The sequence below is a fragment of the Collinsella aerofaciens genome (assembly GCF_015552075.1).
Taxonomy (GTDB): Bacteria; Actinomycetota; Coriobacteriia; order Coriobacteriales; family Coriobacteriaceae; genus Collinsella; species Collinsella aerofaciens_Y.
In genome coordinates, this window is the sequence record NZ_JADNDZ010000093.1 from 1 (window position 1) to 21,650 (window position 21,650).

At 59.2% G+C, this 21,650-nt stretch carries 20 protein-coding genes and 1 other RNA gene; 17 read left to right on the forward strand and 4 right to left on the reverse strand.

Annotation, left to right across the window (positions count from 1 at the left end):
- The first annotated feature begins 299 nt into the window (after positions 1 to 299).
- Positions 300 to 1,664, forward strand: coding sequence for an ATP-binding protein (locus I2D41_RS06980; protein WP_195364028.1), 1,365 nt, complete (start codon positions 300 to 302; stop codon positions 1,662 to 1,664).
- A 64-nt stretch (positions 1,665 to 1,728) separates the two neighbouring features.
- Here the strand turns inward: I2D41_RS06980 and I2D41_RS06985 are convergent, their stop codons facing one another.
- Positions 1,729 to 2,733, reverse strand: coding sequence for a helix-turn-helix transcriptional regulator (locus tag I2D41_RS06985; protein ID WP_195364029.1), 1,005 nt, complete (start codon positions 2,731 to 2,733; stop codon positions 1,729 to 1,731).
- Between the two features lie 114 nt (positions 2,734 to 2,847).
- On the opposite strand from I2D41_RS06985, the gene I2D41_RS06990 reads away from it, so the two are divergent.
- The 6 genes from I2D41_RS06990 to I2D41_RS07015 all read left to right on the forward strand — a co-directional run bounded on the left by I2D41_RS06990 (position 2,848) and on the right by I2D41_RS07015 (position 9,925).
- Positions 2,848 to 4,674, forward strand: coding sequence for an ABC transporter ATP-binding protein (locus tag I2D41_RS06990; protein ID WP_195364030.1), 1,827 nt, complete (start codon positions 2,848 to 2,850; stop codon positions 4,672 to 4,674).
- Complete coding sequence (locus tag I2D41_RS06995) at positions 4,675 to 6,432, forward strand: ABC transporter ATP-binding protein (RefSeq protein ID WP_195364031.1); 1,758 nt, start codon at positions 4,675 to 4,677, stop codon at positions 6,430 to 6,432. It begins immediately after the preceding gene.
- A gap of 144 nt (positions 6,433 to 6,576) precedes the next feature.
- The gene (locus tag I2D41_RS07000; protein WP_055250999.1) at positions 6,577 to 6,822 is read left to right on the forward strand and encodes a DUF6110 family protein; all 246 of its coding nucleotides are present in this window, start codon (positions 6,577 to 6,579) and stop codon (positions 6,820 to 6,822) included.
- Between the two features lie 78 nt (positions 6,823 to 6,900).
- Positions 6,901 to 8,916, forward strand: coding sequence for a heavy metal translocating P-type ATPase (locus tag I2D41_RS07005; RefSeq protein ID WP_271741676.1), 2,016 nt, complete (start codon positions 6,901 to 6,903; stop codon positions 8,914 to 8,916).
- Positions 8,917 to 9,059: 143 nt separating this feature from the next.
- Entirely contained in the window at positions 9,060 to 9,413 is a 354-nt protein-coding gene (locus tag I2D41_RS07010; RefSeq protein WP_195364033.1) for a hypothetical protein, read from the forward strand.
- Positions 9,410 to 9,925, forward strand: coding sequence for a type II toxin-antitoxin system VapC family toxin (locus I2D41_RS07015; RefSeq protein WP_195364034.1), 516 nt, complete (start codon positions 9,410 to 9,412; stop codon positions 9,923 to 9,925). The genes I2D41_RS07010 and I2D41_RS07015 overlap by 4 nt, the downstream gene beginning before the upstream one ends.
- A gap of 60 nt (positions 9,926 to 9,985) precedes the next feature.
- Here the strand turns inward: I2D41_RS07015 and I2D41_RS07020 are convergent, their stop codons facing one another.
- The gene (locus I2D41_RS07020) at positions 9,986 to 10,420 is read right to left on the reverse strand and encodes a hypothetical protein (protein WP_195364035.1); all 435 of its coding nucleotides are present in this window, start codon (positions 10,418 to 10,420) and stop codon (positions 9,986 to 9,988) included.
- Between the two features lie 237 nt (positions 10,421 to 10,657).
- Between I2D41_RS07020 and ssrA the strand changes: the two genes are divergently transcribed.
- The 10 genes from ssrA to I2D41_RS07070 all read left to right on the forward strand — a co-directional run bounded on the left by ssrA (position 10,658) and on the right by I2D41_RS07070 (position 19,991).
- Positions 10,658 to 11,021: a transfer-messenger RNA gene (ssrA, locus tag I2D41_RS07025) on the forward strand.
- A 614-nt stretch (positions 11,022 to 11,635) separates the two neighbouring features.
- A complete protein-coding gene (locus I2D41_RS07030; protein WP_195364036.1) occupies positions 11,636 to 12,514 on the forward strand; it encodes a patatin-like phospholipase family protein in 879 nt (292 codons plus the stop codon).
- 157 nt (positions 12,515 to 12,671) lie between these two features.
- Positions 12,672 to 13,115, forward strand: coding sequence for a 50S ribosomal protein L13 (gene rplM, locus I2D41_RS07035; protein ID WP_022094635.1), 444 nt, complete (start codon positions 12,672 to 12,674; stop codon positions 13,113 to 13,115).
- A gap of 2 nt (positions 13,116 to 13,117) precedes the next feature.
- Positions 13,118 to 13,513 (forward strand): 30S ribosomal protein S9, encoded by a 396-nt coding sequence (rpsI, locus tag I2D41_RS07040; protein ID WP_022094634.1) that lies wholly within the window; start codon positions 13,118 to 13,120, stop codon positions 13,511 to 13,513.
- Between the two features lie 123 nt (positions 13,514 to 13,636).
- Positions 13,637 to 14,974: a phosphoglucosamine mutase gene (glmM, locus tag I2D41_RS07045; RefSeq protein ID WP_006234694.1), complete on the forward strand. Its 1,338-nt coding sequence runs from the start codon at positions 13,637 to 13,639 to the stop codon at positions 14,972 to 14,974.
- Positions 14,975 to 15,075: 101 nt separating this feature from the next.
- Positions 15,076 to 15,543 (forward strand): PTS sugar transporter subunit IIA, encoded by a 468-nt coding sequence (locus I2D41_RS07050; RefSeq protein ID WP_324249164.1) that lies wholly within the window; start codon positions 15,076 to 15,078, stop codon positions 15,541 to 15,543.
- Between the two features lie 272 nt (positions 15,544 to 15,815).
- On the forward strand, positions 15,816 to 16,544 hold the full coding sequence (nagB, locus tag I2D41_RS07055) for a glucosamine-6-phosphate deaminase (RefSeq protein WP_055251013.1): 729 nt from the start codon (positions 15,816 to 15,818) through the stop codon (positions 16,542 to 16,544).
- A gap of 448 nt (positions 16,545 to 16,992) precedes the next feature.
- Entirely contained in the window at positions 16,993 to 18,645 is a 1,653-nt protein-coding gene (locus I2D41_RS07060) for a hypothetical protein (protein WP_195364038.1), read from the forward strand.
- The gene (locus I2D41_RS07065) at positions 18,603 to 18,884 is read left to right on the forward strand and encodes a hypothetical protein (protein ID WP_195364039.1); all 282 of its coding nucleotides are present in this window, start codon (positions 18,603 to 18,605) and stop codon (positions 18,882 to 18,884) included. The genes I2D41_RS07060 and I2D41_RS07065 overlap by 43 nt, the downstream gene beginning before the upstream one ends.
- Before the next feature lie 225 nt (positions 18,885 to 19,109).
- A complete protein-coding gene (locus tag I2D41_RS07070) occupies positions 19,110 to 19,991 on the forward strand; it encodes an AfsR/SARP family transcriptional regulator (RefSeq protein ID WP_195364040.1) in 882 nt (293 codons plus the stop codon).
- A gap of 69 nt (positions 19,992 to 20,060) precedes the next feature.
- Here I2D41_RS07070 and I2D41_RS07075 read toward each other — a convergent pair whose 3' ends face one another.
- Both I2D41_RS07075 and I2D41_RS07080 read right to left on the reverse strand, forming a co-directional pair.
- On the reverse strand, positions 20,061 to 20,360 hold the full coding sequence (locus I2D41_RS07075; protein WP_117583334.1) for a YhbY family RNA-binding protein: 300 nt from the start codon (positions 20,358 to 20,360) through the stop codon (positions 20,061 to 20,063).
- Positions 20,361 to 20,519: 159 nt separating this feature from the next.
- Positions 20,520 to 21,245 carry a methyltransferase domain-containing protein gene (locus tag I2D41_RS07080; RefSeq protein WP_195364041.1) on the reverse strand — a complete coding sequence of 242 codons (726 nt, stop codon included), beginning with the start codon at positions 21,243 to 21,245 and terminating at the stop codon, positions 20,520 to 20,522.
- Positions 21,246 to 21,650: the final 405 nt, after the last annotated feature.

A 21,650-nucleotide genomic window follows, 5' to 3' on the forward strand; every position in this document is an offset into this window, starting at 1 on the left:
CAGTCCTGCGCAAGACGAAGGCCACATTAAGTGGCCTTCTTTGCGTGCGGAACTCATTTTGAGCAAGCACCCGCCCTGCCGGGGCTCCCGGGTTCTGTGACGACTCGGCCGTTCGGGTCAGGCGGGCTGATAGAAAGATGGTGACGGAGGCGCAAAATGCGCCTCCGTCTTTTGAATGTGATGAAAGTGTGGCGAACTGAGCTTAATACTTCTGTAAATGTGATAAACATCACGTTTTCCCTGGGGTAAAATGTGGGAAATATCACGTTTACGGAAGTTTCTTTGCGGGAGGTTCGGTCATGCAGCGAGATATCATTGCCAAGCTTAACGCTTGGAAAGCGTCGGAATATCGTAAGCCGCTTATCCTTAAGGGGGCGCGCCAGGTTGGAAAGACGTGGGCGCTTAAGGAGTTCGGCCGAACCTCGTACCGCAATTTTGTGTATCTGACGCTCGAGGAGCCGTCACCTGGGGTACAGAGCGAGTACGCTCAGTTTTTCGAAGGTACGCGCGATCCTCGACGGATCATCTCAAACCTTTCCCTGGCACTTGGACAGCCTATCGATCCCGGCGAGACGCTGCTTATTATTGATGAGATCCAGGATTGTCCTTCTGCAGTCGGCGCCCTTAAATACTTCTGTGACGAGGCCCCCGAGTATCACGTCGCATGCGCAGGGTCTTTGTTGGGCGTTCGCTTGTCCCGTGAGACCAGCGCTTTTCCGGTGGGAAAGGTCGAGTTCATGGAGATGCACCCTATGAGCTTTTCCGAGTTTCTGAAAGCCGAGGGCGCTGCAAACTACGACGAATACCTTGGCGGCCTGGATCAGATCGAGACAGTGCCCGATTTCTTCCATGTCCGTCTCGTCGAGCATCTTCGGCGTTATTTTGCATGTGGCGGCATGCCAGAGGCTCTTGGTCGGTGGGTGGAGACGGGCGATATCGTTCAGGTCGATAAGGTGTTGTCCGATCTCTTGGATTCCTACGAGCGCGATTTTGCCAAGCATGGTGGCCGTGCGCAGTTCGCCAAGCTTTCGCAAATATGGAACTCGATTCCAACTCAGTTGGCGCGCGAGAATAAAAAGTTCGTTTGGGGTGCGGTGCGCGAGGGGGCTCGTGCTCGAGAATACGAGGATGCTCTGGAATGGCTTGCCGATGCTGGGCTCATCATGGCGGTTCGCCTTAATGCTGCCGGTGGCGTGCCGCTCTCTGCATACGATGACCTCAAGGCATTTAAAGTCTACTGTCTTGATGTCGGTTTGCTGCGCCGCATGGCAAGGCTGGATGCGTCCGCTTTTGCCATCTCGGATGCGCTATTTACGGAGTTCAAAGGTTCGTTCGCCGAGAATTATGTGCTTCAGGCATTACTTTCACAGTTAGATGCTGCTCCGCGTTATTGGACAAACGAGAAGCCGAAGCACGAAGTCGATTTTTTGATTCAAGTCGGAAACGAAATCGTTCCCGTCGAGGTCAAATCGGGAGAGGTCGTTCATTCCAAGAGCCTTAAGTACTATGCCGACAAGCATGCGGAGACGACTCCACTGAGGGTCCGCTACTCACTTAAGAACCTAAAGCTCGACGACGGGGTGCTCAACATTCCGTTGTATTTGGCTGATCGATCTGTCCCTCTTATCAAAAAGGCGCTTGATTGTGCGCATCTTGACGTTTAGATCCTGGGTGAGCTGACGGGCGGCGGCTAATTAATCGCTCCGTTACGGCCAGGGAGCTTGGGTCTTAGCGATGCTTGCTTCGCCAAGCGGTGGGGGTGGTGCCGGTGTATTGTTTGAAGGCTTGGGCGAAGGCGGCTTGCTGAGGGTAGCCTAGACGCTCTGCCACCTGCGCTATCGCGAGCGCGCTATCGGCCAAAAGGCCCTGTGCTCGCTCCATACGGCGTCTGCGAATGTAGGCGCCCAGGGACTCGCCGGTTTGGGCCTTAAAGGTGGCGCATAGTTTGGAGCGGCTTGTGTAGAGCCTCTCGGCCACCTCGTTGATACCCACATGTCTGCCTTTGTCGAGCGTGCGCTCAATCATTGCCGTTGCTTCTTCGGCCATGGTTATGCTGACGCGTGTGTCTGCCGCCTGCCGCGCCTGCTTGTGGGCCGCGCGCGAACAGGCGAGCTCCGCGACCATGGTCTCCACGATGCCCTGCATATAGACGTGTCCGCCTACGGTTTGGGCACGGTCCTCGTTAATCCGGCGCAGCGTGTGATAGATGGCAGACGTCGCTTCCTCGTGCCATGGCTCGGCAAACGCCTCAAAGATTCCCGCGAACTCGGTGGGATAGCGGTGCTCCAGTTCGTCAAAATATCCAGGCAAAAAGAGCACCGAGCGCGAGTGATAAAGTTCCCCCGCAAACAGCGGGCTTAATTCCTCGCCACAGCTATCTTGGATAAAGCTGCAAACGGCATTGTTTGGCCACGGTCCATGCGATGGTTTGAGGTTCGCGGGCGTTATGCCAGTCTCGGGCATGCATGTAAGTGTGGGCGCGCTGACTTCGCTCACGCAGGCGTACGGCTCGGGTGTGTATTCGGCCAGGTACATATCGTGCGTCGGGGTGATGAAATGCTCCATGACGATGCAGGTGGGGGAGAGGGGCATGATCCATGCGCGTCCGTGCGCCCGATCGTTTGCCACCTCGCCGGTAAAGACGGCGCCCTTGCCGGTAAGCTCCAGGCCAAACTGCTCAAATTGCGGTGCGTAGAGCTCGGTTATGTCGGTCGCTGCCTGCCGTATTTGCAAAAGCGTCCCTTTCCTTTGCAGAAACGTCCACGCCTGGCTTGATTGTGAGCCATGGCTAACACATCAATGATAAGTTCATTACGGTTAACTCTCAAGCCGTTAGAAAGGAATCTCATGGCAAAGGGATCAAAAAGGGAAGGCGGCGGTATCGGCGAGCTGCTCGCGTATGCCGGTGACCGCAAATTCCTAACGTATTTGGGCATGGCGCTCTCAGCGCTCTCGCAGCTGCTGAGCTTTGGCCCGTACGTGTGCATTTGGCTTGTCGCGCGCGATCTGATCGCCGTGGCACCTAACTGGAGCGAAGCCTGCGACATCGCGATGTATGGCTGGTGGGCCGTGGGTTTTGCGCTGGCAAGCATCGTAGTTTATTTCGTGGGGCTCATGTGCACGCACCTGTCTGCGTTTCGCTGCGCGTCCAATATCCGCAAGACTACGAGCGAGCACCTGCTTAAGCTGCCGCTTGGCTTCTTTGACACGCACGCCACCGGTGAGCTGCGCCGTATTGTAGACGGATGCGCCGCCTCTACCGAGACTTTGCTCGCACACATGTTGCCCGATATCGCCGGCGCCACCGCCATGGTCGTGGGCTTGCTCGTGTTGCTATTCGCCCTCGATTGGCGCTTGGGCACGGCATGCCTCATCTCGGTGGCCATTTCGCTTGGTGCCATGGCCACCATGATGGGCGGCAAAGGCGCCGAGTTCATGAAGGCCTACATGGGAGCGCTGGTCAAGATGAACAAGACCGGCACCGAATACGTACGCGGTATTCCCGTGGTCAAGGTGTTTCAGCAGACGGTCTACTCCTTTAAGGCCTTCCACGATGCGATCGCCGAATACGCCGACATGGCACAAAACTATGCGGGCACGTTCTGCCGAGGTCCGCAGGTACTCAATCTTACCGCGCTCAACGGCCTCGTGGCATTCTTTTTGCCGGTGGCGTTGTTGCTGGCTCCGGGCGAGACGGATTTTGCACACTTTTTGGCCAACTTCACGTTTTACGCGATATTTTCGGCCGTGGTACCGACGGCCATGACCAAGCTCATGTTTGTGGGCGAGGCCTCTCAGATGAGTGCCGATTCGCTGGCTCGTATTCGAAGCGTCATGGATTCCAAGCAGCTCTCCGTGCCCGCGCAACCCAAGCACCCTGCCGGCGGCGACGTGCGATTTGAGGACGTGAGCTTTACGTACGAGGGCGCCGAAGCACCTGCCGTCAACCATGTGAGTTTCAGCGTTCCCGCTGGTAGCACCCTCGCCCTGGTGGGTCCCTCGGGTGGCGGTAAGTCAACCTGCGCAAGCCTGATCCCGCGTTTTTGGGATGTCTCTTCGGGTCGAGTGCTCGTAGGCGGTGTAGACGTTCGCGATATGGATCCGCACGAGCTTATGGACCAGGTCGCCTTTGTGTTCCAGACCAACCAGCTGTTCCGGCAAACACTTGCCGATAACGTGCGCGCCTCCAAGCCTTCGGCCACTGACGACGAAGTGCGTGCGGCCCTCTCCGCAGCTCAGTGCGACGACATTGTGGCCAAGCTCCCCCAGGGCATCAACACCATGCTCGGCGCCGGCGGAGCATATCTTTCGGGCGGCGAGGTCCAGCGCGTGGCACTCGCCCGCGCGATCCTTAAAGACGCGCCTATCGTGGTGCTCGATGAGGCCACGGCGTTTGCCGATCCCGAGAACGAGGCGCTCATCCAGCGCGCCTTTAGCAAGCTGGCGGCGGGTCGCACGGTCATTATGATTGCGCACCGACTCTCGACTGTAGTGGGCGCAGACCAAATCGTGGTGCTCAACCAGGGCAGCGAGCAGGAGTCGGGTACCCATGCCGAGTTGCTGTCCCAAGAGGGTCTGTATGCCAAGATGTGGGCCGAGTACGAGCAGGCCGCGAGCTGGAAAATCACTGCAGCGACCGCGGATGCCGCCGTCACGAAGGGAGGCGAGGCCTAAATGTTCGCCTCATTCCAAAAGAAGTATTTCCTATCCGATAAAGGCGTCGCCGGCGTAAAACGCGGCATTTTCTGGACCACGCTCACCAATCTCATTACCATGGCCGGCATGGGCTTTTTATTCCTGGTTATGGCCGGCTTTGTCGAGCATCTCACCAGCGGGGCTGACCTGCCGGATGCCCTGCCGATCGTGGGCGGCCTCGTGATCTTTTTCGTACTGCTCTTTGCCTCTAACTGGCAGCAGTATTACTACACCTACTGCATCTTTTACGAGGAGTGCGGCAAGCAGCGTATGGAGATTGCCGAGCGCTTGCGCAAACTGCCGCTGTCGTTTTTTGGCCGTCGTGATCTGGCCGATTTAACCGAGACCATCATGGGTGACGTCCAGGCCATGGAGCACGCCTACAGCCACGTGCTGGGAGAGCTTTGGGGTGCCATCATCGCAAGCGCCATTGTGTTCGTGGCGTCGCTGTTCTTTTGCTGGCAGCTGGCGATCGCGGCGTTTTGGAGCGTTCCCGTAGCCTTTGCCGTGCTGTATCTAACACGCGGTCCCATGACCCCGGTGTTCGATCGCGTGCGTGCCGAGAAGGTCAAGGTTACCGAGGCTATTCAAGAGACGCTCGACTGCGTTCGCGAGATCCGCGCCACCAACCAGGAGGCCCATTATCTTGAGGGGCTCAACGCCGTGATCGATGTCGAGGAGCGCGAGACCACCAAGGGCGAGCTCGCTAACGGGCTTTTGGTCAACTCCGCCTTTGCCATCCTGCGTCTGGGCATTGCCACCACGCTGGTCACGGGTGCCGCGATGGTCGCCTCCGGGCAGGTCGACTTTTTGGTGATGTTTGCCTTCCTGCTTATGGTGAGCCGTATCTATGCGCCCTTTGACCAGGCGTTAATGTTAATGTCCGAGCTGTTTGCCGCCGAGTCGTCTGCCAAGCGTATGCGTTCCATCATGGAAGAGCCTGTGGCGCGGGGCAGCGAGAAATTTGAGCCCGCGGGCCACGATGTGGTGTTTGATCACGTGGCATTTGGCTATGGTGCGGGCGAGGACGGACGCGCCGGCGAGAAAGTTCTTACCGATGTGAGCTTTACCGCCAAGGAAGGCGAAGTTACGGCGCTGGTCGGTCCTTCGGGTTCCGGTAAGTCTACGGTGAGCCGCCTGGCCGCGCGCTTTTGGGATGCCACTGCGGGCAAGGTTACCGTGGGCGGTGTGAATGTTGCGAGCGTTGATCCCGAGGTGCTTCTGCGCGACTACGCCATTGTGTTCCAAGACGTGCTGCTCTTTGACGACACGGTGATGGGAAACATCCGCCTCGGGCGTCGTGATGCCACCGATGGGGAAGTGCTTGCGGCCGCGCGTGCCGCCAACTGCGACGAGTTTGTGAGCCGCATGCCGCAGGGCTATGACACCATGATCGGCGAGAATGGCTCCAAGCTGTCCGGCGGCGAGCGCCAGCGCATCTCCATCGCCCGCGCGCTGCTCAAAGACGCGCCGATCGTGTTGCTGGACGAGGCGACGGCGAGTTTGGATGTGGAGAACGAGACCGTGGTGCAGCAGGCGCTCTCCCGCCTGCTCGCAGGCAAGACGGTAATCGTGATCGCCCACCGTATGCGTACGGTGGAAAATGCCGACAAAATCGTTGTACTCAAGGATGGTGTGGTTGCCGAGCAGGGCACTCCGGCGCAGCTCAAGGCGGCAGGTGGAGAATTCGCCCGCATGGTTGCGCTGCAAAAGGAAGCGGCTGCCTGGCAGCTGTAGGAAAGGGGACCAAGATTTCCAAAGGTTAACTTTGGTTGACCATAATAGTTCGACTAAACTAGTCTCAAAGCGTGCTCGAGCAAACTAATGAACTCGGGTGCTAAGGCACCATGCCGCGCTTGTGCGGCAAAAGGGAGAAGCAACATGAAGAAGTCGACGTTTAACACCCTGCTTGTCGGTGGCGGTTTTCTGCTTGGCACGGCCGGCATCAAGCTGCTTACCAGCGCTCCGGTAAAGAATGCCTGCGTGCAGGGTATCGCGTGCGGCATGCGCATCAAGAACGGCTACCAGGACATGGTCGAGCAGGCCAAGGCTAATGTCGACGACATGGTTGCCGAGGCTGCTTACATCACCCAGAGCGAGGCCGCTGCTGACGAGGCAGCCGAGTAGCGCTCCCAGGCACAAACTATGAGATTCTCGATTATCAGCGAGATCCCTGGCAGGACCCGCCTTCAGTTGGCGGGTCCTGTGCCAGAGAGCGATCTCGATGCGCTTCTAAAGCTTGGCGGCGACATCGATGGCGTGCGCAAGGTGCGCGTGTATGGCCGCATTGGCCAGATGGCGCTGGAGTACGACGAGCCGCGCCGCGCGAGCGTGCTCGATGCCTTGGGCGCGCTCGATGCTCAAGCTATCGCCGATGCCAAGTCGGGCTACGTGATGCAACTCGAGCCGCGCAAGCACAAGCTCGTCATGGATCTTGCCACACTTATCGGCGCCCACTACGCGCGCCGTTGGTTCTTGCCGACGCCTCTGCGTGCGGTGTTTGTCGTGGCCGGTTACATGGCATTTTTGCGCGCTGCCCTTCATGAGCTGGCACAGCCGCGCCTGACCGTTCCTGTGCTCGACGCTTCGGCCATCGGCATTTCGTTCGTCAAGCGTGATGTCGACACCGCGGGCCAGACAATGTTCTTGCTCAACGTGGGCGAGCTGCTCGAGGACTACACTCGCGCCATGAGCGAAAACGAGCTCATCAACTCGCTGCTCGATGTGCCCGACAAGGCGCAAAAGGTTGTCGGCGACACCGAGGTAAGCGTTGCCGCGACCGAGCTCGAGCCCGGCGATTTGGTCGCCGTGCGCACTGGCATGTCTATTTGCATCGACGGTGTTGTCGGGCAGGGGAGCGCTATGGTCAACCAGGCGACCCTGACCGGCGAGCCGCTGGCCGTCGAGCGAAGCGTGGGCGACGATGTGTTCGCCGGTACCGTCGTGGAAGACGGCAGCATCTTGGTGCGCGTGCGCGCCAACACGGCGCAGACCAAGCTCCGCTCGATCGTCTCGCTCGTGCAGACGGCCGATTCGCTCAAGTCCGAGGGCCAGTCGCACATGGAAGACCTCGCCAACAAGATCGTCCCGTGGAACTTCCTGCTCGCGGGCCTGGTTGCGCTTACCACCCGCAGCCTCATCAAGACCTCGGCGGCACTGATGGTCGACTACTCGTGCGCACTCAAGCTCACGGGTTCCGTCGCCGTCATGACTGCCATGAGCGATGCTGCCAAGATGGGTGTTATGGTCAAGGGCGCCAAGTACTTTGAGTCGTTTGCCAAGGCCGACACCATTGTGTTTGATAAGACCGGCACGCTTACCGAGGCGCAGCCGCGTCTTGCCTGCGTGTTCACCACCGATGGTTGGAGCGAGGACGAGATCCTGCGCCTTTCCGCTTGCTTGGAGGAGCATTTTCCGCATCCGGTGGCGCGTGCCGTGGTCAACGCCGCCCGCGAGCGCGGGCTCGAGCACCGCGAGCGCCATGCCGCCGTCGAGTACATCGTGGCGCACGGCATCGCTTCGTCCATTGAAGGGCGTCGCGCCATCATCGGTTCCGCGCACTTTGTATTTGAGGATGAGAGCGCGCAGCTCGAGTCCGACATTAAGGAGCAAATCGAGTCCCAGATGCAGGGGCTGTCGCCGCTGTACCTGGCGGTCGATGGCACCGTTGTGGGCGTGCTCGGTATCGAGGACCCGCTTAAGCCCGGGGTTCGCGAGGCCATCGCCGACCTGCACGCGTTGGGCGTTAAGCACGTGGTCATGCTCACGGGCGACTCGGAGCGCACGGCCGAGCGCATCGCTCGCGAGGCGGGTGTCGACGAGTTTAAGGCCGAGCTGCTGCCCGAGGACAAGTACGCGTATGTTGAGCGCATTAAGGGCGAGGGGCGCCACGTTGCCATGGTGGGCGACGGCGTCAACGATTCGCCGGCACTCGGTTTGGCCGACGTGGGGCTGGCAATGGGCGGTGGAAGCGACATCGCCAAGGAGGTCGCCGATATCATCCTGACCGATACAGATCTCGCCGCGATCGTGCGCCTGCGCCGCATGAGTCAGGGGCTTATCGACCGCCTGACGAGTTCGTATTCCAAGGTGATGCTCACCAACTCGGCGCTGTTGGCATTGGGTATTACCGGCATGATCACTCCGCAGGCGTCGTCGCTGCTGCACAACGGCTCAACGATCGCCTACAGTCTTAACAACGCGAAAGCGTACCTGCGCTAGCGGGCGTGTTCACCCACGTTATCTGGCCTGCGTCCGGACGGCACCGTTGCCGCCTGGGCGCAGGCCTTTTGCGTTTGACCGTTTGCTAGCTTCTCTATATAGTAGTGCTAGCGAGGCTAGCAAGTGAAGGGAGCGTGATTGACGTGGGTGCTATTAGCGGCATGGCGCAAGTGAATGTTCGCGTGGATCGCCAGGTCAAGGACCGTGCCGAGGAGGCGTTGCGGCTCTCGGGCGGGTCGCTGCCCGAGCTCATCAAAAAGGTTGTGGCCAAGGTCGCGCAGGGCGGTGGCCAGTGCGAGGAAGTGCTCGCTGCCGTCGACGATCGGCGGCAAGCCATCGCGCCCGAGTCCCCGTTTGCCGCGTCGTGGGCGACTGCGGATCAGCTCTATGCGAACTTGGGTATCGCTGTGTCGCCCGGGTCCGCTGACCGCGATTGGGATACGGTCTATGCGGAGGCCATGGACGAACGCTATCGCCAAAAGGGGATGATCCTGTGAACGGGGAACCTCTCAAGATCATGGTAGATGCCAACGTGTGGGTCGATTCGTTTTGCGTCGATCATGTTGAGTCGCTTGCCGCGCGGGCTTTTATCGGACAGGCTGCGGAGTCGGGTGCGTCACTGTTCTTTCCCGTGCACATCGCCAAGGACGTGCTGTACGTTGTCCAGCACGAATTAAAGCGCAGCGTTCTGGCCAACGGGGGAGCGCTCGACGAGGCGTCTGCCCGCGCAATTGGCGATGCGGCGTTGGCGTTTGTCCGCAACATGACCGAAAACGCCACAGCCGTGGGCGCAGATGCATCGGACCTTTGGCTGGCCGACAAATACTTAGCGCTCCATCGCGATTACGAGGACAACTTGGTGCTCGCCGCGTGCAGGCGCGCGCAGGTCGATTACTTGGTGACCAACGATCGCAAGCTGCTCGAACATGCCGATATTGCAGCAAAAACGCCACGCCAAATGATGCCGATTCTGGCTTTGGCCGAACGTAGTGGGCGGGTATCCCACTAGCGTCTGACTATCTGCGCACCCTTCGGAACGTCGACGCTCCGAAGGGTGCGCATCCTCTAATTACAAAAGCGCTGCCTTGATGATGGGGACTTCGGCGAGCTTCTCCGCTGCCTTCTCGTCGGAGTCATTCAGTGCGGCTAAGCTGCGGTAGACCCACTCGTTGACCTGGGTGTTCTTGACGCCTGCGGTCTGCATAAGGGCGCCTACCTCGCGGATTGCTGCGAGCAGATCGGCTTTGGGACCCGCGAGCTCGACCTCGATGTCGTGGTAGGCGGCCACGCCGCGGTTCTCACTCACGTGGTCGATAAAGCCCTCGACGGTCTCAAGCTGCTGGGCGAGAGCCGCATCATCGTCAGCGTCCAGCGCGACGAGTGCGTTCGATACCGTGAGGGCGGGATGTCCACAGGGGACAAAGCCTTCGATGACATCCATGGCTTCGGTAATGGTTGAGCCCAGGCCTGCGAGGGCATTGACGAGTTGCTGCTTGGTATCCATAACGGTCCTTTCGGCGGGTCAATTTTGCTTGGCGAAAATATACGTGACGCGTTCGGTAGCAAAAGTGCGAAGTATGGTGCACATTAGGGTCTTCACAGCTCGTGCATAGAACAGCTGTCCGCTTTCAGAACGTGGTAAGATAACACTCCACAAGCGGGGCTCGCCCTGCATGTTCCTTGAAAAGTCGACGGGTGTTGGGTGCTCGTGCCCAATGTCATCCAGACTTTCCCGACATTCGGGGGCGACTGGTTTCGACACGATAGCTCTGGGAGAGGAAGCAAGCCGAGGTCTCCTCGCCTCGTTAAACAGGGGTACCGTCAAATTGAATTGACAACAACTCTTCTTTTGAGCCTATGGCTCTCGCTGCTTAGTTTATAGCGGCGCGTCAACCCGGTGATTTCCCCGACACCGGCGCGACGTCATTTTAGGGGAATGCTCCTGCGCACGTAATCGGTATGGCGCAGGCTAAGACCGAACCGGTTAGGACGTCGCGAGCGTGTCGCTGCGCGCAAAGCGTCCGAGACTAAACCAGCGACTGAGCTTGGAGATGCCAATCAGGGGGCTTTCGTGGACCGGAGTTCGATTCTCCGCGCCTCCACCAATAGTTGCAAGCAGGTAGGTAAATGTACCTACCTGCTTTTTATTACTTATAGATATCGCGGAGAATCGAACTCTGTGCAGGGCGCGAGCGTTAAACAAACGCGGAGCGTTTGTAGCGAGCGGGCGAGGACGCCGACAGGCGGCCGAAGCCGGTGCGTATTTGCGAAGCAAATACGCGGATTCTCCGCGCAAAGCCTCGACCACATATAGATACGATGCCGATTGAGCTCCGGCTGCCCATGCCCCACTTCAACGCAAGCCCCGTACCGCGGAGAATCGAACTCTGCGCAGGGCGCGGGCGTTAGGAAAACGTCGCGGCAGCGCAGGGCGGGACGCACTTTCCTAATCGTCGTCCAACGGAAAACGCGTCCCAGAATATCGGCTCAGACTGGGACGTAGTTTCCGGATGACGCCTCAAGCGGAAACCGCGACCCGGAATCGAGCCGTAGAGTGGGACATGCTTTCCCAATGGCAGCCCAGGCGGAAAGTCCATCCCGAAATCGCCCCTCAGAACGGGACGCGCTTTCCGCTCCATCTCCTCAACTCCAAAACCTATGCGCCCTCCATTCCAAAACTGGGTAGAAGAAAGCCAAAACGCAATCGCAGGAGGTCAATATGGCTGCAGAAGATAAGGCAAAGAACGCCGGCAAGGTCGCGCTCGTCCTGGAGGGCGGCAGCTTCCGCGGGCAATTTACCGCCGGCGTGCTCGACGTTCTCATGGAGGCCGGCGTCGAGATTCCGGCGGTATATGGCGTGTCGGCCGGCGCCCTCAACGGCGTGAACTACAAGTCGCACCAGATCGGCCGTGCCAACCGCATCAACCTGGCTTTCTGCAACGACAGCCGCTTCATGGGCGCCGCATCGTTTGCGTCCACGGGCTCCATTGTAGGTTACGACTTTATCTTCAACGATGTTCAGGACCGCCTGGATCCTTTTGACAGCGAGACGTTCGACGCGAGCCCCATCGAGATGTACGCCGTTGCGACGGACATGTTGTTTGGAACCGCCACGTACCTGCCGGTCAAAAGCGCCGTGCTCGACCTCGACGCCGTGCGCGCATCGACGTCGCTGCCGCTGGTGACGCCGCCGGTCGAGATTGACGGGCACAAATACGTCGACGGCGGCGTGGCCGATTCGGTTCCTATCGAGCATGTGCTCGAGGAGGCGGGCTTCGACCGTGCGGTTGTCATTGTCACGCAGGACCGTTCGTATGAGAAAAAGCCCTACGAGTTTATGCCAGCCGCACGCGCTCGCTATGCCGACTACCCCTACCTGCTCGAGGCCATCGAGACGCGCCACGACCGCTATAACATCCAGCGCATGCATCTGTGGAAGTATGAACGCGAGGGCCGCGCGCTGGTCGCTGCTCCGCAAAAGCCGGTCGAGGTCGGCCATGTTGAGCACGATTCGGCAAAGCTCCTCGACCTGTATATCCAGGGCCGCCAGGAGGCAAAGCGCTTGCTGGGAGATATCGAGGCGTTTGTCGAGCGCTAGCGTCGCGACGTCATGACCCATGGACGACATGTGCAGAAACTCTGGTCGGAGCCAAAATACCTGTTGACTCGGGCGGCGAGCGGGGTAATATGGACGGGTTACTTGCAGAGCCCCGTGAATCTCTGTAACAACACGTACTGTACATGGAGGAGTCTAAGTGATTTCGAAATCGACTCACTACGCCAAGCAGGGCGAGGTCCAGCGCAACTGGGTTCTCGTCGACGCCGATGGTGCTGTCCTGGGCCGTCTTGCCACCCAGATCGCAATGATCCTGCGCGGTAAGAACAAGCCCCAGTTCACGCCCAACAGCGACTGCGGCGACTTCGTTGTTGTCATCAACGCCGATAAGGTCCAGCTTACCGGTAACAAGGCCGACACGAAGACCTATTATCGCCACAGCGGCTACAACGGCGGCCTCAAGGCTGAGAGCTTCCGCCAGGCTATGGAGAAGCACCCGGAGAAGGTCATCGAGCGCGCCGTTCGCGGCATGCTGCCCAAGACCACCCTCGGCCGTGCCCAGATGACCAAGCTTAAGGTCTACGCTGGTGCCGAGCATCCGCACGCTGCCCAGAACCCCACGAAGATTGAGCTGGAGGCTTAAAGATGGCTGAGAACACCGTTGTCTACCAGGGTACCGGCCGTCGTAAGAACGCCGTCGCCCGCGTCCGTCTCGTCCCCGGCACCGGCAAGGTGACCATCAACAAGCGTGACGCCGAGCAGTATTTCGGCCGTCATCAGCTCGTTGAGAACGCCCTTGCTCCCTTCAAGGTGACCGACACCGCCGGTCAGTTCGACGTTATCGCTCTGTGCGATGGCGGCGGCATCTCCGGCCAGTCCGGCGCTCTGCGCCTGGGCATCGCTCGCGCTCTTCTGAACGCTGGCGACTACCGTGCTGACCTCAAGAAGGCCGGTTTCCTTACGCGCGATGCTCGCGTGGTCGAGCGCAAGAAGTACGGCCTCAAGAAGGCCCGCCGTGCTCCCCAGTTCTCCAAGCGCTAAGGTTTTATCTCCTTTCGAGATACAATGTACAAGCGGGGCCTGCCGATTCCTCGGCGGGTCCCGCTTTTCTTTTTCGACTAGGGTGGGCGGTTGCATATCGCCTGCTAGGGAAGGAGCGATCCTATGCCCCAGAACATCTTCGGTACCGACGGCGTCCGTGGCGTCGCCAATGCCGACCTCTCGTGCGACCTCGCGTTTCGTCTGGGTCGCGCGGCGACCAAGTTTCTTGGTCCGGACATCTGCATCGGCCGTGACACGCGCCTTTCGGGCACCATGCTCGAGAGCGCTCTGACCGCCGGCATTATGGCCGAGGGCGGCCGTCCGCACTGCTGCGGCGTCATCCCCACGCCTGCCGTGGCGCTGCTCACCGTTCAGAACGAGCTCGATGGCGGCATCGTTATCTCCGCTTCGCATAATCCGCCGGAGTTCAACGGCATCAAGTTCTTTAGCCGCAAGGGTATGAAGCTCCCCGATGCTGTCGAGGAAGAGATCAGCGCCTGGGTCATGTCCGAGGAAGCCATGGCTGCCGACACGCTGCCGACCGGTGCCGGCGTGGGCCACATCATCAAGATGAAGGACGCCCGCAAGGCATACGTCGACCACGCCATCGATACGCTCGATGGCCTGAGGCTCGATGGCCTAGTCGTTGCCGTTGACTGCGGCCATGGCGCTTCTTGCCAGACTACGCCCGCCGCGCTGCAGCGCCTGGGTGCCACGGTTCATGCCATCAACACCGATTATTGCGGCACCGACATCAATGTCGAGTGCGGCTCTACGCACCTCGAGCCCCTGCGCGAGCTCGTGCTGCGCACCCACGCCGATATCGGTCTGGCCCACGACGGCGACGCCGATCGCGTGCTGTTCGTGGACAGTGAGGGCAATGAGATCGACGGTGACTACATCCTGGCCATCTGCGGCTCCGACCTGGCCGCCCGTGGCAAGCTCGCCAACTCCGAGATCGTCTCGACCGTCATGTGCAACCTGGGCTTCTCCATCGCTATGAAGGAGCAGGGCTTCGAGATGGTTCAGACCGCCGTGGGCGATCGCTACGTTCTGGAGCGTATGCTTGCGGACGGCGCCGTCATCGGCGGCGAACAGTCCGGGCACATCATCTTCCTGGAGCACAACACCACCGGTGACGGCCTGGTGACGGCTCTGCAGCTGCTGGCCGTGCTCAAGCGCACCGGTCGTACCCTCACCGATCTTGCCGGCATCATGAAGAAGTACCCGCAGGTACTCGTCAACGTGCATTCGGACAACAAGGCTGGTCTGGACGATTGCCAGCCCATTTGGGACGCCGTCGCTGCTGCCGAGAAGGAGCTTGACGGCCGCGGCCGCATTCTGGTGCGCCCGAGCGGTACTGAGCCGCTGGTTCGCGTTATGGCCGAGGCGGAGACGCACGAGCTGACCCAGCGTGTTGTCGACGACATCGTCGAGGTTGTCAAGCGCGAACTTCCCTAATGGTCAAAAACGGGTGCCAAGTGGTAAACTGTTAAAGCTATTTTGGTTGATTGGTATGTCCGAGGGGGATCATGTTCACTAAAGTCCTAAGGTCTTTTGGTATGCGTGGTCGAGTCCTTACGCTGGATGCTCCCATCTCGGGCGACGTCATTCCGTTGTCCGAGGTCAATGACCAGACATTTGCCACCGGCCTTTTGGGCCAGGGCGTGGCGATTCAGCCTACGGGTACGCGCGTGATTGCGCCGGCAGACGCCAAGGTCGAGGCCATTTTTCCCACGGGACACGCCGTTGCGCTCAACACGGTCGATGGCTTGGACGTGCTCATCCACGTTGGCTTGGACACTGTTCAGCTCGAGGGCAAGCACTTTACCGTACATGCGCAAGTGGGTGACATCGTCCATAAGGGCGATGTACTCATTGAGTTCGATCGCGAGGCAATTGCTGCCGAGGGCTACGATGTGATGGTTCCCATCTTGGTGTGCAACTCCGTTGAGTTCTCGAGCATCAAGGGCTCCGTTGGCGTGCATGTCGAAGAGATGGACCAGCTCATCGTTGCTCGCGAGCGATAGCAAGTGCACGTGGCCATTAGCCTACAATTCAAACACGTTTACGGAGGGCGCCCTTGAAAGAGGACGCCCTCCGTGGCAAGATGGGATTTGTCCGAAGCTAAAAGGCTTCGGGTCACCGTGGACGGGCAGGGGCCTCGACGCGGCTAGACACGAGACACATACATTACGCGACCTCGCCCTGGTGGCCGCACACGTTGGTTGCGGCCGACGCGGGCCGCGGGCAAGTGCTTGTAAAGGGAGCCTTGCCTCTCTTGTACGAGAAAGGACGCGTAATGAAGATCATTAAAGCTAAAGACTACGAGGATATGAGCCGCAAGGCCGCCAATATCATCTCGGCGCAGGTTATCCTCAAGCCCGACTGTGTGCTGGGCCTTGCCACCGGCTCCACCCCGATCGGTGCCTACAAGCAGCTCGCTGCTTGGTACGAGAAGGGCGACGTCGACTTTGCCGAGGTCAGCACCTACAACCTGGACGAGTATCGCGGCCTTTCGCACGACGATCCCCAGAGCTATCACTACTTTATGCGTGAGAACTTCTTCGATCACATCAACATCGACCTGAACAACACGCATGTGCCCGACGGTTCCAACCCCGACGCCGCCGCTGCCTGCTCTGAGTACGACAAGATCGTCGCCGCCGCCGGTTACCCGGATCTGCAGCTGCTCGGCATTGGCAACAACGGCCACATCGGCTTCAACGAGCCCGATGACCACTTTTCCAAGGGCACGCACTGCGTCGACCTCACCGAGAGCACCATTCAGGCCAACAGCCGCCTGTTCGACAGCATCGACGACGTTCCCCGTCAGGCCTACACCATGGGTACCCAGACCATCATGTATGCCCGCATGATCCTGGTCGTCGCCAACGGCGAGGCCAAGGCTCAGGCCGTGCATGACATGTGCTACGGTCCGGTTACGCCCGCGTGCCCGGCTTCGATCCTGCAGCTGCACACCAACTGCGTTGTCGTTGCCGACGAGGCCGCCCTTTCGCTCTGCGAGTAGCGCGAATCCTGCACCTCGACATAGCCTTGCCTAAGGCCTCCGCTTTGCGGGGGCCTTTTTGCTATCCCTTTCCGCCCGCTTGACCAAAATCTTGCCGCAAGCTTGACGAATGCCGGATGTCCAACAGTTTGATTCATTTCATACCAGATTCTATGCAAAAATGCCACTAAAAGGTCGTAGACGGTAGCGGGTGCTAGGCGAGTTGAATGACATAGCTGAACCTTGTTCATCTGCGTTACACTGCCGCTTAGATGGGACAAGCTGACAAGCTCATTTACCTGCTTAAAGACCGATTAGTCGGGGGATTAATAACAATCGGCCCTCGCTGTACAAAAACTTGCCGCTTGCGTACCGAAAGACAACCTAAAACACAAAACCGCTCTATTCATGGTGCGGCTTGTATAGTCTTGCGGTTACGGTGTCCATACGGTCGAGTAGAGGAGCAGGTATGGTAAACGATTTGGATAGTATAGACGACCTCGAACTGATGCCGCTGGGCGGAGGCTATATGGTGCGACGTGAGCGTCTGCTAAATGAGCTTATCGCCAAGGGCCGAAAGGCCGGCATCGTGGTTCTCTACGCGCCTGATGGCTTTGGGAAAACCTCGGTGCTGTTGCAGTACACCCAAGAGGTAAAAAGTGACCCGACGCGAGGCCCCGTGCGGATTATCGAGGCGGATCGAGCCATTGGGCGCGAGGTGTTTATGCAGCTCGAGGTGGTAACCGAAGAGCTCAAAGACAAGCCGCATTCCCTTGTCGCGATTGATAATGTGCCAAATCTCGATCAGCACGATACCGAAGACCTCATTGACAGGATTCGCGGCCTGCGCGCTATGGGGGTAGGGGTCTTTATCTCCTGCCGTCCTTCAAATCGTCAGTTGATTCATGGGCTGGGTGACTCGGTTAAGATCAATGCGCAAATGCTCAAGGTGCATGCCTATGAGTATTCGGCGTGGGCATCGGCGTTTTCGATTAGCACATCGCTTGACTTTTACCAGCTCACACAGGGTGTGCCCGAGCTTGTTTCGGCTTTGCAGACGGGTCTGTACGGCCAGGGCGATGTTGCCGGTCTGCTCGAAAGCGAGATTGTCAACGTGTATGGTGCGGCACTTGTCGATCTTGCTTCGCTCGACAATAATGCGCTGTTTTGCGTGGCATGTCTCATGGTTTTGATGGGCGAGGGCAATATTGCAGAACTCGAGGCTTGTGGAGTGAGGCTGTCGATGATCGACCAGTCCTACCTTGTACGCGATTACCCGATCTTTGGTTTAGATCCGGCCGACCGGAGCTTTACGTGCCTGGGCGCCGAGGATAACGGACGGCTTCGCCTGCGAAAGTTGGTGGCCGAGATCCGTCCCGAGCTAGTTCCGCGGGCGGCTCGAATTTTGCTCAAGGCAGGCCGATGTGATGCGGCGATGGACCTGGCCGACGCCTTTCTGGACCGTAGCGTGGTCCTTGAACTTGCCGGGCAGTATGGGGTCGATCTTGCTCTGACGGGGCACGGTGCCGATGTCTGCCGGGCGGCGTTGAGTACGATCGATGCCGAAGATCACGCTCCAGAGCCAACGCCTGCCGAGGCACTCGGCGTATATTTGGCGGCGGTCAGCGTGTCCAACACAAAGCTCGCCCGCTGCATGGCATCGCTCATTGAGCATGCGGGCGATCGGGCAGCCTGTGAAATAGATCCCGTTTCGTGGAAGGTCGCCCAGGTCCTTACGGCAGTTTGCTATGGGGACAACGGGCTTGGGCTTCCCATGAACCTTGCTGTGCCGGAAATCGAGACGGAACACACGGCACTCGACATGCTCTTTGCACATATCGGGGCCAAGCACTGGTTGGCTGAGCGGGGAGACGACGGTGGTGCTCTGCAGCAGCTCAAAACGCGCAAAGCATATGACTGTGAGCTCGATATCGCGGGGACTTTTATACGGGCCGATAGCATGCTAGTGGAGCTCTTCGATGGGTCGTTTGCGGGGATCGACGAGCGCGACGACGAGATGGCGCTGATACGGGACGCGCTCGATGTACGTGGACTAAGGCGCCGGCTATCTGGGTGCGCATGGTGCTGGCGGCACGGCGGCTCCTTTCCGGCTTGCCGGTAACCGACGATGCGGCGTTCAACGAGCTCGATCGCTTTGCCGTACGCATGCGCGACAACCAGATTCAGCTGTTTGGCCTGCTGCTAGAAGGCTGGCAATCGCTGGCAGAGGGACGGCCGGTCAATGCGAAGTTCCGCGCGGTCCAGGTGCTCAAACTGGCTGAGGAGCCAATTGCGTACATGCGCGATAACGCATTGCTGTTGGAGCGCGCGGCGTATCTGCGTAACACTTCGATGGTTTAGGTGCGCGAGGAAGCGGAGCTACTCGATATAAGCCAGACGCAGGTTGGTGGAGCGGAGGCCTGGATGGTGGCGCTGCATTTGGCTTGTGCGGGCCGAGACAGCGATCTTGCGGCCTGGATGTCCATGAATCGCGCAGGGATTCTAGAGCCATCGTATCGGCTCTTTGCGCGCCTTGCCATGCATTGTCTGGGCGAGCCGGCTGCTAGAATTCGAAAGAAGCTCCCGGTGCGCGAGCTGTCGCGGTATTCGCTGCGTGACGACTTTGAGGGCGAAGGCGAGCGTCTGTTCCAGGCCGGCGATGCCGAGGGTGTCGATGTGATTGGCCATATCGAGATCCGCATGTTTGGGGCGTTTCGCGCCGAGCGCGACGGGTTTCCCATCACGGATAAAATGTGGCGCCGCAAGAAAGCGGCGACGCTTGCCGAGCGGCTTGCGCTGGGCATGGATGCACTGGTCGACCGCGAGACGCTGGCTATGGAGCTGTGGCCCCACGCCGAGTTCAATAGCGCTCGTAACAATCTGTACTCGACGATATCGCGCCTGCGTTCGGCCTTGGGGCCGACACCGGACGGCAAGTCGTGTGTGCTGATCCAAAACGAGTGCATTGGGCTTAACGGCGATTACGTCAAGACTGACGTGCGGTTGTTTGATCAGATAAGCCGCGAAGTTTTGGGAAATCGCACGGGTGCGCGCGGGCCCCATCTGATCGAGCTGTGCCTTAAGATCGAGCAGCTCTACGCCGGCCCGTTGTATGTTCCCAATGGCTGTAATCCCACCTACTTTTTGCGTATGAGGCGCATCATGGAATCGAAGTATATCGACTGCATGATTCGGGGCGCGAATGCCGCCCTAGAAGAAAACGACCTGCAGTCGGCGGTATGGCTGGTGGAGTCGGGGCTGCGGCAAGAGACGGCGCGCGAGGACATGGTGCGTTGCGCTATGCGCGTCTACGGTGCGGCGGGGCGACGGCGCGATATCGTCGAGCTGTACAGTGGGCATATGCATCACCTGAGGGAGCAGGTCAATGGCGTGCCCGAGCCCGAGACGCGGCGTCTGTACGAGCGCTTGGTGGAGGGTAGGCTTAACCGCGTGCTCGTCGAGCGATAAAAAATGAGCGTCCGAATTACTCGGACGCTCGCAAGCTTGATGTATGTTGGCTCGCCGGATCGTTGGCTCTTAGACGAGCTTAATCTTCTCGATGTCCTTGCGCGAGGACTCGCGATACAGCGAGAACTTGCGGCCGATAACCTGGACGACTTCGGCATGGCAGCGATCGGCGAGCTCTTCGGCGGCCTCGCGGGCGGAAAGGCTGGAACCGTCGAGTACGGAGCACTTAACGAGCTCGTGCTTCTCCAGGTAGGCGACCGTCTGCTCGACGGTGCCCTCGTTGATGTCGGACTTGCCGATGATGATGGCGGGGTTGAGGTGATGGGCCATGCTGCGAAGCTGCTTGACCTGGGCTCCTGTCAGTGCCATGGGTTCTCGCTTTCTATGTTATGGGGCGCCCCACAATGGGGCCTTAATCTACGTGAGCTGTCCCACGATAGCGCAGGAACGGCGCGGTGTGGAGCGCGTTTGTCCAGTTCGCAAAGAATGCGGATGCCGCGCGGTAAGACGATGCAAGCTTTAGATGGGCTACGAGCGGGGTACGGAGACCGGCTCCCAGGCGATAAACGCCCATCGGACTTTGCGGATGTGGTCGAGCATGTAGCGTCCCTGCGGAACGCCCTTGGATCCCGGCTCGCCGGCATGGGGGTTCTCGATCATGTGCTGGGCGATATAGTCGCGCAGACGGTCGATCTTATCCTCGTTACCGTGCTCGAGCATGCGGGAGAAGTCCGCCACGCCTGCCTCAAGGCTATCGAAGGTATCGCGACGAGGCGATTCGAAGTACGTAACCTGCGGCAGGGCACCCATCTGAATGAGGATATTAAAGGCATACACAAAGCCATTGCTGCAGGTAACCGAGGCACCGATGGCGTTCATCAGGTGAAGGTCATAGCGCGGGCTGGAGTTGGCGACCATCGTGACAGCACAACGCCGACGAGCCGTTCGATCAAGCTTGGCAAGCGCGCCTTTAAGGTTGGTCGTGGTGACAGAGCGACTGGCAAAGGCAACATCTACCGCTTTCGCGACCGGTCCAACCAAATCCCAGTCATCATCCCAAGCAAGCTCAAGCGGTGTAATGCGATCCTCGAGCCCATAGTACTCAATGCCAGCATCAAGCGTGCCCAACATGGCAGGGGAAAAGTCAGCAGCAATCACAGGATGCCCGTCTTGCGCAAGCGGAATAGCAATCGACCCAGCCCCACACCCCATATCCAGCACGGATTCACCAGGCTTTAACGCCAGCAGCTTCATAAAGTCCCGGGCATACGGAGCGGTTTCAAGTGGCCGAAAATGCCGAGCCCGCTTATCCCACTCAAAAGAATCATCAGCCCGCCGCCGATCGGCTTGCAGGCGCATCCATTCGCCATTCCAATCAGCAGAAAGAAGCTCAGAGCGAGCATCCCCATCAACCACGGGCCAACCTCCTAGCAACAAAAAAGCGACTCCTCCCAAAAGAAGAGCCGCAACCAGCATATATCAGAAAGAACCGATCCAACGCCAAACCGCCATACCAGCAAAGTAGGGCAGAAGCGAAGCGACTGCCAAAGGGATAGAACCCAACCGAGGTCCCGTTGTGCGGGAGCCCCGGGGAGGGCAAATATATAAGGTCGATCGCGAGTTCCGCACGAGCCGGAGAGCACTTAATGTGCTCTCCGT

What these genes read in the sequence shown, in the direction of transcription:
- I2D41_RS06980 (WP_195364028.1), top strand. Translation starts at nt 300, where the DNA reads ATGCAGCGAGATATCATTGCCAAGCTTAACGCTTGGAAAGCGTCGGAA.
- I2D41_RS06990 (WP_195364030.1), top strand. Translation starts at nt 2,848, where the DNA reads ATGGCAAAGGGATCAAAAAGGGAAGGCGGCGGTATCGGCGAGCTGCTC.
- I2D41_RS06995 (WP_195364031.1), top strand. Translation starts at nt 4,675, where the DNA reads ATGTTCGCCTCATTCCAAAAGAAGTATTTCCTATCCGATAAAGGCGTC.
- I2D41_RS07000 (WP_055250999.1), top strand. Translation starts at nt 6,577, where the DNA reads ATGAAGAAGTCGACGTTTAACACCCTGCTTGTCGGTGGCGGTTTTCTG.
- I2D41_RS07020 (WP_195364035.1), bottom strand. Translation starts at nt 10,420, where the DNA reads ATGGATACCAAGCAGCAACTCGTCAATGCCCTCGCAGGCCTGGGCTCA.
- I2D41_RS07030 (WP_195364036.1), top strand. Translation starts at nt 11,636, where the DNA reads ATGGCTGCAGAAGATAAGGCAAAGAACGCCGGCAAGGTCGCGCTCGTC.
- rpsI (WP_022094634.1), top strand. Translation starts at nt 13,118, where the DNA reads ATGGCTGAGAACACCGTTGTCTACCAGGGTACCGGCCGTCGTAAGAAC.
- glmM (WP_006234694.1), top strand. Translation starts at nt 13,637, where the DNA reads ATGCCCCAGAACATCTTCGGTACCGACGGCGTCCGTGGCGTCGCCAAT.
- I2D41_RS07050 (WP_324249164.1), top strand. Translation starts at nt 15,076, where the DNA reads ATGCGTGGTCGAGTCCTTACGCTGGATGCTCCCATCTCGGGCGACGTC.
- nagB (WP_055251013.1), top strand. Translation starts at nt 15,816, where the DNA reads ATGAAGATCATTAAAGCTAAAGACTACGAGGATATGAGCCGCAAGGCC.
- I2D41_RS07060 (WP_195364038.1), top strand. Translation starts at nt 16,993, where the DNA reads ATGGTAAACGATTTGGATAGTATAGACGACCTCGAACTGATGCCGCTG.
- I2D41_RS07065 (WP_195364039.1), top strand. Translation starts at nt 18,603, where the DNA reads ATGGTGCTGGCGGCACGGCGGCTCCTTTCCGGCTTGCCGGTAACCGAC.
- I2D41_RS07075 (WP_117583334.1), bottom strand. Translation starts at nt 20,360, where the DNA reads ATGGCACTGACAGGAGCCCAGGTCAAGCAGCTTCGCAGCATGGCCCAT.
- I2D41_RS07080 (WP_195364041.1), bottom strand. Translation starts at nt 21,245, where the DNA reads ATGAAGCTGCTGGCGTTAAAGCCTGGTGAATCCGTGCTGGATATGGGG.